This window comes from Parahaemophilus parainfluenzae, assembly GCF_001053575.1.
GTDB classification, from domain to species: domain Bacteria; phylum Pseudomonadota; class Gammaproteobacteria; order Enterobacterales; family Pasteurellaceae; genus Haemophilus_D; species Haemophilus_D parainfluenzae_S.
The window spans coordinates 39,081-49,115 of sequence record NZ_JVSL01000020.1 but is presented as its reverse complement, the minus strand read 5'-3'; the positions used below and the strand labels follow the sequence as shown (position 1 = coordinate 49,115).

6 protein-coding genes and 4 tRNA genes are annotated in these 10,035 nt (G+C 39.9%); 1 reads left to right on the top strand and 9 read right to left on the bottom strand.

Going from position 1 to position 10,035, the window contains the following annotated elements; all coding sequences use genetic code 11:
* Positions 1-28: 28 nt before the first annotated feature.
* The 5 genes from tuf to AC979_RS04280 form a co-directional block, all read right to left on the bottom strand.
* Entirely contained in the window at positions 29-1,213 is a 1,185-nt protein-coding gene (tuf, locus tag AC979_RS04300; RefSeq protein WP_049365036.1) for an elongation factor Tu, read from the bottom strand.
* A gap of 103 nt (positions 1,214-1,316) precedes the next feature.
* Positions 1,317-1,392, bottom strand: a tRNA-Thr gene (locus AC979_RS04295).
* Positions 1,393-1,395: 3 nt separating this feature from the next.
* Positions 1,396-1,470: transfer RNA gene (locus AC979_RS04290), tRNA-Gly, on the bottom strand.
* Between the two features lie 41 nt (positions 1,471-1,511).
* Positions 1,512-1,596, bottom strand: a tRNA-Tyr gene (locus tag AC979_RS04285).
* A gap of 30 nt (positions 1,597-1,626) precedes the next feature.
* Positions 1,627-1,702: transfer RNA gene (locus tag AC979_RS04280), tRNA-Thr, on the bottom strand.
* Between the two features lie 213 nt (positions 1,703-1,915).
* Between AC979_RS04280 and coaA the strand changes: the two genes are divergently transcribed.
* Positions 1,916-2,851 (top strand): type I pantothenate kinase, encoded by a 936-nt coding sequence (gene coaA, locus AC979_RS04275; protein WP_005695046.1) that lies wholly within the window; start codon positions 1,916-1,918, stop codon positions 2,849-2,851.
* A gap of 39 nt (positions 2,852-2,890) precedes the next feature.
* On the opposite strand, the gene cydC is transcribed toward coaA, so the two are convergent.
* The 4 genes from cydC to AC979_RS04255 all read right to left on the bottom strand — a co-directional run bounded on the left by cydC (position 2,891) and on the right by AC979_RS04255 (position 10,030).
* Positions 2,891-4,549, bottom strand: coding sequence for a thiol reductant ABC exporter subunit CydC (gene cydC, locus AC979_RS04270; RefSeq protein WP_049372995.1), 1,659 nt, complete (start codon positions 4,547-4,549; stop codon positions 2,891-2,893).
* The gene (locus AC979_RS04265; protein ID WP_049372994.1) at positions 4,542-6,287 is read right to left on the bottom strand and encodes an ABC transporter ATP-binding protein/permease; all 1,746 of its coding nucleotides are present in this window, start codon (positions 6,285-6,287) and stop codon (positions 4,542-4,544) included. The genes cydC and AC979_RS04265 overlap by 8 nt, the downstream gene beginning before the upstream one ends.
* Positions 6,288-6,539: 252 nt before the next feature.
* Positions 6,540-8,966, bottom strand: coding sequence for a DNA topoisomerase (ATP-hydrolyzing) subunit B (gene gyrB, locus AC979_RS04260; protein ID WP_049372993.1), 2,427 nt, complete (start codon positions 8,964-8,966; stop codon positions 6,540-6,542).
* 176 nt (positions 8,967-9,142) lie between these two features.
* Positions 9,143-10,030 (bottom strand): DUF3137 domain-containing protein, encoded by an 888-nt coding sequence (locus AC979_RS04255; protein ID WP_049372992.1) that lies wholly within the window; start codon positions 10,028-10,030, stop codon positions 9,143-9,145.
* Positions 10,031-10,035 lie beyond the last annotated feature (5 nt).

Sequence of the window (10,035 nt, the reverse complement as noted above, 5' to 3'; positions counted from 1 at the left end):
ATCTAACTTGTTACAGTTAATACATCAATTATTTGATGATTTTCGCAACAACGCCTGCACCTACTGTACGGCCACCTTCACGGATTGCGAAACGTAAACCTTGGTCCATCGCGATTGGGTGGATTAAGCTTACTGTCATTTTGATGTTATCACCAGGCATTACCATTTCCACGCCTTCTGGTAACTCGATTGTACCAGTTACGTCAGTTGTACGGAAATAGAATTGTGGACGGTAACCTTTGAAGAATGGAGTGTGACGACCACCTTCATCTTTTGATAATACGTAAACTTCTGATTCGAAGTCAGTGTGTGGAGTGATTGAACCTGGTTTCGCTAATACTTGACCACGTTCGATTTCTTCACGTTTGGTACCACGTAATAATGCACCGATGTTTTCACCTGCACGACCTTCGTCAAGTAATTTACGGAACATTTCAACACCAGTTACTGTTGTTTTCGATGTTGGTTTGATACCAACGATTTCAACTTCATCACCAGTACGGATGATACCACGCTCAACACGACCTGTTACTACTGTACCACGACCTGAAATTGAGAACACGTCTTCGATTGGAAGAAGGAACGGTTGGTCAATTGCACGCTCTGGTTCAGGAATGTAAGTATCTAAGTGGTTTGCTAACTCAAGGATTTTTTCTTCCCATTCTGCAACACCGTTTAATGCTTGTAATGCAGAACCACGTACGATTGGAGTATCGTCACCTGGGAAATCATATTGAGAAAGAAGTTCACGAACTTCCATTTCTACTAATTCTAATAACTCTTCGTCATCTACCATGTCGCATTTGTTTAAGAATACGATGATGTAAGGTACACCTACTTGGCGACCTAATAAGATGTGTTCACGAGTTTGTGGCATTGGACCATCTGTCGCTGCTACTACTAAGATTGCACCGTCCATTTGCGCCGCACCGGTAATCATGTTTTTAACATAGTCCGCGTGTCCTGGGCAGTCAACGTGTGCGTAGTGACGAGTTGGAGTATCGTATTCAACGTGTGAGGTGTTGATGGTGATACCACGCGCTTTTTCTTCTGGCGCGTTATCGATTTGGTCGAATGCACGAGCTGCACCACCGTAGTGTTTTGCTAATACAGTTGTGATTGCTGCTGTTAAAGTTGTTTTACCGTGGTCAACGTGGCCGATTGTACCCACGTTTACGTGCGGTTTTGTACGTTCAAATTTTTCTTTAGACATTTAAAGAGTCCCTCTAAATAGACACGGTTATCGATGGGTAAATTAAACCACATTAACCAATAAAATCATTACTATTTAATAAGGAGAGAGGAATTTGGAAGGCTGGTGCTGATAGGCGGATTTGAACCGCCGACCTCACCCTTACCAAGGGTGCGCTCTACCAACTGAGCTATATCAGCGTTTGGAGCGGGCAGCGGGAATCGAACCCGCATCATTAGCTTGGAAGGCTAAGGTAATAGCCATTATACGATGCCCGCAGTCCTAAATTCATCTGTCCCATCAGAATTCATTTAGAAAATGGTGGAGGGAGAAGGATTCGAACCTTCGAAGGCTGAGCCAACAGATTTACAGTCTGCCCCCTTTGGCCGCTCGGGAACCCCTCCACGCTAAATGAATACTTGTTTACTAAAGGATGGTGCCGACTACCGGAATCGAACTGGTGACCTACTGATTACAAGTCAGTTGCTCTACCTACTGAGCTAAGTCGGCGTGTTGTAAGCAAGTGAGGCGTATTATATGGAAAATTTTATGCCTGACAAGTTTTTTTTATGAAAAATGCGTTTTTTTTAACTATTCGTCTAATTTACAAGCAAAAAGCCACATTCTTGCTTTAAAACTCATCACTTTTAATAAAAAACGATGATCACAACTCATTTATAGGGTATATTTTGTCCAATTTTTTCACTCCAGATATAAAGCACCGTGGAAATTACCGAACAACTAACGCCCTTTCTGAACTTTAGCCGTCAGCAATGGGCCGAATTAAGAAAATCTGTTCCGCTAAAATTAACGGAGCAAGATCTCAAACCGCTTTTAGGTTTTAATGAAGAGCTTTCTCTTGATGAAGTGAGCACCATTTACTTGCCACTTGCACGTCTCATCAACTACTACATTGATGAAAATCTTCGTCGCCAAACCGTTTTGAATCGTTTTCTTGGCGGACAAAGCCCTAAAGTCCCTTACATCATTAGTATCGCGGGTAGTGTTGCTGTTGGGAAAAGTACATCGGCACGTATTTTGCAATCTTTGCTGACTCACTGGCCTACCGAACGAAAAGTTGATCTAATTACTACTGATGGTTTTCTTTATCCATTAGAGAAACTTAAAAAAGATGATTTGCTACAGAAAAAAGGCTTTCCTATTTCTTATGATACGGCCAAATTAATTCGTTTTTTGGCTGATATCAAATCAGGCAAGCCTTCTGTAAAATCACCTATTTATTCTCATCTGACTTACGATATTGTTCCTGATAAGTTCGATATTGTCGATCAACCGGATATTTTAATTTTAGAAGGACTAAACGTTCTCCAAACAGGTTCAAACAAAGCCAATCAAACCTTCGTATCTGATTTTGTGGACTTTTCTATTTATGTTGATGCTGACGAGAATTTGCTTAAAGAATGGTACATCAAACGATTCTTAAAATTCCGTCAAAGTGCTTTCACTAATCCGGATTCCTATTTTAAACATTACGCCAATCTCTCTGAGCAAGAAGCCATTGAAACAGCCAGTAACATTTGGGATAACATTAACGGATTGAATTTAAAACAAAACATTCTGCCGACTCGTGAGCGCGCCAATCTCATTCTTAGAAAAGGTGAAAATCATGAAGTTGAATTAGTGAAATTAAGAAAATAAAAAAGAGCGGTCAAATTGATCGCTCTTTTTCTCACTACCTTACGACATTCTACCATTCTCAATGCCAATCACCTGATCACAAATAGCCATGGTAGATTGGCGATGACTCACTAGAATAATCAATTTTTCTGCCTTCACATTCAACAATGATTTCAAAATCATCGCTTCGTTTAAGCTGTCCAAATTGCTGGTCGGTTCATCGAGTAAAATAATCGGTGCGTTGTGTAGGAATGCACGAGCAATACCAATACGTTGTTTTTCACCATCAGACAGGTTGCCGCCCAATTCCGTCATTTTTGTTTGATACCCTTCTGGCAAGCTTAAAATGAAATCATGAATTGACGCTTTCTTCGCGGCTTCCATAATTTCTTCTAATGTTGCATCACGGCGTGCAAGGCGAATATTTTCCTCGATGGTTTCGTTGAAAATGTAGGTTTGCTGGGTAATGTACGCCATATTGTCACGCAAACTATGAGTGTTGATGTTCGGTAAGGTTTCACCGTTAATTTTAATGCTACCTGATTTAGGATCGTAAAAACGCATTAGTAGTTTTAACAGGGTACTTTTACCACTGCCACTTCTGCCGTGAATCCCTAAGATTTCACCTTTTTTTACTGACAGGCTGACATCCGATAAAATTTGTTCTTCACCATAGGCAAAACTTACATTCTCAACATCAATGCGAGAAACCTCTTTTAAATCGACCGCACTTTCTACGTCTTTTAATTCGGGTTCTTCTGCTAGCAAACTCAATACACGCTCACCTGAAGCCAAAGTTTGTAACAAGTTGCTTGAAAGGTTACTTAACGCAATAACCGGGCCATAGCTAGACATCAATAAAATCACGCCGATTAAAAAGGCAGAAAAATCAATCTTATCTAGACTAAACAAAATTAAGCCGGTGAATAACATAATGATGTTAAACGCTGATACTGCCACTTCAGTGTAAACGCGCACTTTCGCTTCTTGGTCTTTAATACGTTCAAAAGCCGTATCAATTTTTTGGCTGCGTTGTTGGATTTCTGCTAAACGTTGTTGTGCATAGCCGAAAAGTTGAATTTCTTTCATACCACGCACGCTGTCGAGGAAGAAGTCATTCATTTCGCCTACTAATTCACGATAGCGTCTGCCATCTTCACGCGCCAATTTGGTGGTAATAATGGGTAGAATCACGCCCACTGTTAAATAAGCGGCTAATGCAACAACCACAAACCAGCCAGAAAGATGTCCAAAGACCAACAATAAAATCGCAGAGGTAAAGAAAGCGATCATAATTGGCGCAATGGTATGCGCATAGAATACTTCGAGCAATTCAATATCATTGGTGACTAATGACACTAATTGCCCCGCTTGTTTATCTTGCAACTTCACAAAAGCCAAACGGCGCAAAGAAGAAAACACTTTGTCACGCAATAATGCCAATAATTTAAAGGCGATATAATGCCCAGACATTTGCTCTAAATAACGCAACGCGCCACGAGCCACCGCTAAAACGATAAGTGCGGTCAAAATGCCAGAAAAACTTAAATGGGTGTCAAAGTTTAAGAGATTCACTAACCCCATCGCCCCAAGTACCATAATAAAGATGGCAGCCAGGAAACCAAGCGTTCCCATGGTGATGGTAAACGCCATGATATGCGCAAGTGGGGTCACTAATTTCAACAAATGCCCCATTACAACAAAACCATTTTTACGCATTTGACACCTCTCTAATTTGTTCTAAATCTTTTTGTTGTTGGAACATTTCAGCATACGCACCTTGTTTTGCCATGAGCTCTTTATGCGTGCCTTGCTCAATCAATTTGCCTTGTTCAAGCACATTAATGCAGTCGGCATTCACGGCATTAGCCAAGCGGTGAGAAATCATCACAATGGTTTTTTGTTGTTTAAATTGTTGAATGAACTGCAAAATAATTTCTTCGCTTTCCACGTCAATGTTACTGGTCGCTTCATCAAAAATATAAAGCGCCGCATTGTGTAATAACGCGCGTGCTAAGGCTAAACGTTGAATTTGACCGCCGGATAAATTCGCGCCACGACTTAATAGCTGCATATCTAATCCACCATTATCTCGAACGAATTGCGCCAGATTGACTTGCTCTAAACACGCATAAATTTGCTCATCTGTGGCATCAATTTTCGCCATCTTCATGTTTTCACGTAGCGTACCTTTAAACACATAACTGCTATGGCTCACCAAAGAGACTTTTTCGTAAAACGAATGACGATCAATCTCTTGAATTTCTTGGCCGTTGAACAAAATCTTACCTTGTTGCGCTTGATTAAAGCCCATTAGCAATGAAACCAAGGTCGATTTACCACAACCACTTTTACCCACAAATACCGTAAGCTGATTTGGTAAGATGCTTAAATCTAAGCCAACAATCGCAGGCTTCTCTTCGCTATAAGCAAAATATAGATTTTGAATATCCACTTGAATAGCATTTTTCGCTGCAAAATCGACCGCTTGTGTTTGAGTTTCAACTGGCGTATCTAACAATGTAAAGATCTTATCTGATGCCGCTTTACCATTCATCGCCACATGGAAGAAAGAACCCAATAAACGAAGTGGAATAAAGAATTCAGAAGAAAGCAGAATAAATAAAATGACACCTAATACAGTTAATTGATCGGCTTGGAATTGCAACAAAGCCGTTAAAATCCCAATTGCTGCACCACCATAAGCAAGTAAATCCATGAGTGATACCGAGTTAAGCTGCATGGTGAGCACTTTCATGGTAATTTTGCGGAAATGTTCCGCTTCTTCATCCATCGCTTTCGCTTTATAAGCATCATCTTGATAGATTTTTAGCGTAATTAAACCCTGTAGGTTATCTAAAAAACTACTGCCTAATCCCACATAAATGGACCAATATTTTGCCAGGAGTTTTTTCGCGATTTTATTCACCGCAATAATCGACATAGGAATAAGCGGCACGCAAATCAGCAAAATCACGGCTGTTTTAAAGCTGAAAAAGATCAGGAAAGCGAAGAGTGTGAGTGGGGCAAGCAAGCTATAAAAAAGCTGTGGCAAATAACGCCCAAAGTAGATTTCAAGCTGCTCCACACCTTCTGAAGCCACTTGGATAATATTTGACGTAGATTGTTGATTCACTTGGTTAAGTGGCATCGAAGCCAATTTGCGATAAATGAGGCTACGCAACTCATGTTTCACTTTTGTACTGGCAAAATAAGAAGCCTGCACCGATTTTTTACCCGCAAAGGCACGCAATGCCAAAGCGGCAATTAAAACAATGCCCAAAATGACCGCACTTAGTGGGCCCAATTCGTTAAAATAAGCCGCCTGTAAAATATAAGAAAACACGACGGCACTAATAATCCCACCAATTAACGCCACCCAGTTCCATAACACCGTGATACCAATCCATTTTTTACTGTCGGCCACCGTGTTAATTAGGCGTTTATCTATCATCATAATGATTGCTCCTAAAAACAAAAAAGAAGTACGCACATTACTATGCGTACTTTGCTACCAATCTAACAACAAAAAACGAGTCTATTTCGTATCATTGTCCTTAAACGATAAAAATCGTGAAAATTATAGTAAAGAATACACACAAATAATAGATCTAATTGAAAATTATTTCTATTTCTAAATAAAATAAAAAAATACCGCACTCGGTTTTCCTAAGTGCGGTCATTCTCAGTGATATTTTTGAATATTAGACTAAACGTCTAAGTTTGCTCGCAACGCATTCATTTCGATGAATTCACGACGCGGCTCAACTTCATCACCCATTAATGTGGTGAAGAGTTGGTCTGCAGCAACAGCATCTTTAATTGATACTTTTAACATACGACGAGCATTTGGATCCATGGTGGTTTCCCAAAGTTGCTCAGCATTCATTTCACCCAATCCTTTATAACGTTGGATTTCTAAACCTCGGCGAGATTCTTTCATCAACCATTCAACAGCTTGTTCAAATGATTGAACTGGTTGAGTTTTTTCACCACGAGTGACATACGCCCCCTCTTCGAGCAAGCCATTGACTTGCTGGCCGAATGTAGAAATCTTCGCAAATTCATTGCCTGTCACAAAATCAAAGTTAATGAAGTAATCTGTATCAATACCATGTTTACGAACGGTAATGACGGCTTCATATACTTGGCGTTCGCTGTTAAATTGGGTTCTTGCTGAATATAAATGGGCTTCCGTTTCTTTTTCGGTTAAGTACGCAACAAAAGCATTCGCCCAATTTTCGACCGCACTTTCATTACGCATTAACTCAACGGTTAATTGTGGTTGGTAAACCAAGCCTTGTAACAATGGCTCTGGATAGTAACGACTTAAACGAGTAATTAATTTCTGAACATTGTTATATTCGCCTACTAATTTCTCAAACACTAAATCATTCATTGCTGGCGCATTAGCACTAATATGTAACGCTGCACCATCTAACGCAAGCATTAACTCATATTGCACCATTTCGTCGTTATCTTTGATATAACGCTCTTGTTTACCTTTTTTCACTTTATAAAGTGGCGGCTGAGCGATATACACGTAACCACGCTCAATTAATTCCGGCATTTGACGATAGAAGAAGGTCAACAATAAAGTACGAATGTGTGAACCGTCCACGTCCGCATCAGTCATGATAATGATGTGATGATAACGTAATTTATCAGGATTATATTCATCGCGGCCAATACCACAGCCTAGCGCCGTAATTAATGTACCTACTTCTTGAGAAGAAAGCATTTTGTCAAAACGTGCTTTTTCAACGTTAAGAATCTTCCCTTTTAGCGGTAAAATCGCTTGGGTTTTACGATCACGACCTGATTTTGCAGAACCACCCGCAGAATCCCCCTCCACGAGGTAAAGCTCTGAAAGAGCTGGGTCTTTTTCTTGGCAGTCAGCTAATTTACCCGGAAGGCCAGCAATATCTAATGCGCCTTTGCGACGGGTCATTTCGCGTGCTTTACGAGCCGCTTCACGTGCACGTGCAGCCGTAATAATTTGATTTACAATGATTTTTGCATCAGCTGGATTTTCTAATAGATATTCCTGCATGCGCTCATTCATGGCAGATTCAACCGCACTTTTCACTTCAGAAGACACTAATTTGTCTTTTGTTTGTGAAGAGAATTTAGGATCTGGCACTTTCACCGAAATAATTGCCACCAAACCTTCACGCGCATCGTCACCTGAAGTGCTCACTTTCTCTTTTTTCAGTAACCCTTCGCTTTCCATGTAGTTATTTAAGCTACGGGTTAATGCGCCACGGAAACCGGCTAAGTGAGTACCACCATCACGTTGTGGAATGTTGTTGGTAAAGCAATAAACGTTTTCGTTTACGCCATCATTCCATTGCAATGCGACTTCCACGCCAATGCCGTCTTTTTCAGCTGAAAAATAGAATGGTTTTGGATGAATTGGATTTTTATTTTTATTTAAATATTCAACGAATGCCTGAATACCACCTTCATAATGGAAGTGATCTTCCGTACCATCACGTTTGTCGATTAAACGAATGGATACGCCAGAATTTAAGAATGAAAGCTCACGTAAGCGTTTTGCTAAAATTTTGTAATCGAAAGTTGTAATTGCAAAAATTTCTGGACTTGGCCAAAAACGCACGGTTGTACCCGTTGCTTGAGTTTCACCAATAACGGTTAAAGGTCCTTGAGGCTCACCCAAGTGATAGAATTGCTCATGCACATGACCTTGACGACGAATGGTTAATTGCAATTTATCAGAAAGTGCATTTACTACCGAAACACCCACGCCGTGCAAACCACCTGATACTTTATAAGAGTTATCATCGAATTTACCGCCCGCGTGAAGCACTGTCATGATTACTTCTGCTGCAGAAACACCTTCTTCTGGGTGAATATCTACTGGAATACCACGGCCGTCATCTTGTACGGAAACAGAATTGTCATCATGAATGGTCACGATAATATCGGAACAATGACCCGCAAGGGCTTCATCGATCGCATTATCCACCACCTCAAACACCATATGGTGTAGGCCTGTTCCATCATCGGTATCCCCAATATACATGCCCGGACGTTTCCGAACCGCATCAAGCCCTTTTAAGACTTTAATACTTGATGCACCATAAGCATTTTCTGTAACCGGTGTTTCTGACATAGTTTTTCTCTATTTTGTAATGAAAATTGTGCGGAATTATAGCAAAAAACTGACTATTTTGCGAAATAAAAGTGCGGTCAAAATTTTCGCTGTTTAAAAACCAATAAACAAGTACATAGCATATAAAACAAAAAGACGAGTTTTATCTAAACTCGTCTTTTTTATTGTATTAACACTTATTTCCAAATATGGTTATTTAACCCGAGTTCTTTCACCATATCTGTGAAACCTTTGATACTCGAAATATAATCACGGATCGTATTGTCTTCCAACAATGACTTTTCAAAGGATGGTTCAAAACTATTCTTTCCTAAATTAACCGCAATAATCACTTCTCGATTACGAAGCACCATCGAAATAGGGCTATTAAATTTCTCTTTCAATCCACAAAAGCGTTCCATTAACTTAGGCGATAAGGCATATCTTGCTAAGATTTGATCTTCAGTAAAGACATCAAAGTAACGATTAAAAGACGGATTATCCATCAATGCAATCTCACCTTCTTTTCTTAAACCCGCTTCTTTCTTATCGCAAACATAAACCCAATGGGCTAGTTCTTTAGGAAAAGTTGCTTTGAATAAAATGCCTTGAAAGTTCTTAATCCCTAATGATTTAACCGTTTTTTCCCTCAACTCCATGTTAAATGCTGAAAAATCACAGATTTCAACTTCAGTCTGGTTGAATTCACCAAAAATTAAATCCTCACTACGGAAAGTAGCGGGTCCCGTATCATAAACCGAGAGAAAATCAGCAATATGAAGACCTCTATCTGCTCTAAAATGGAAACCAAACTCCTGAACAATTGTGTTAATCACCCGAGTTTTAAATTCTGCGATAAAGCGTTTGTATCTAAAAAATAAGCGACGAAAACAATAAATGAGCACACCAAGAATCAATGCCGTACTTAATAGATTCTCACTCCCTATCGCGCCGAGAAGCAAAAATAACCCAAAAAACAACCCTATTATCGATTTGTTAATAAGGGATTTTATGGCTAAACGTTCCTCATCTAATTTTTCCAATCCAAGAAAACGAATCCCTTCAATCTCTTTTGGTGTATTCATGGTTT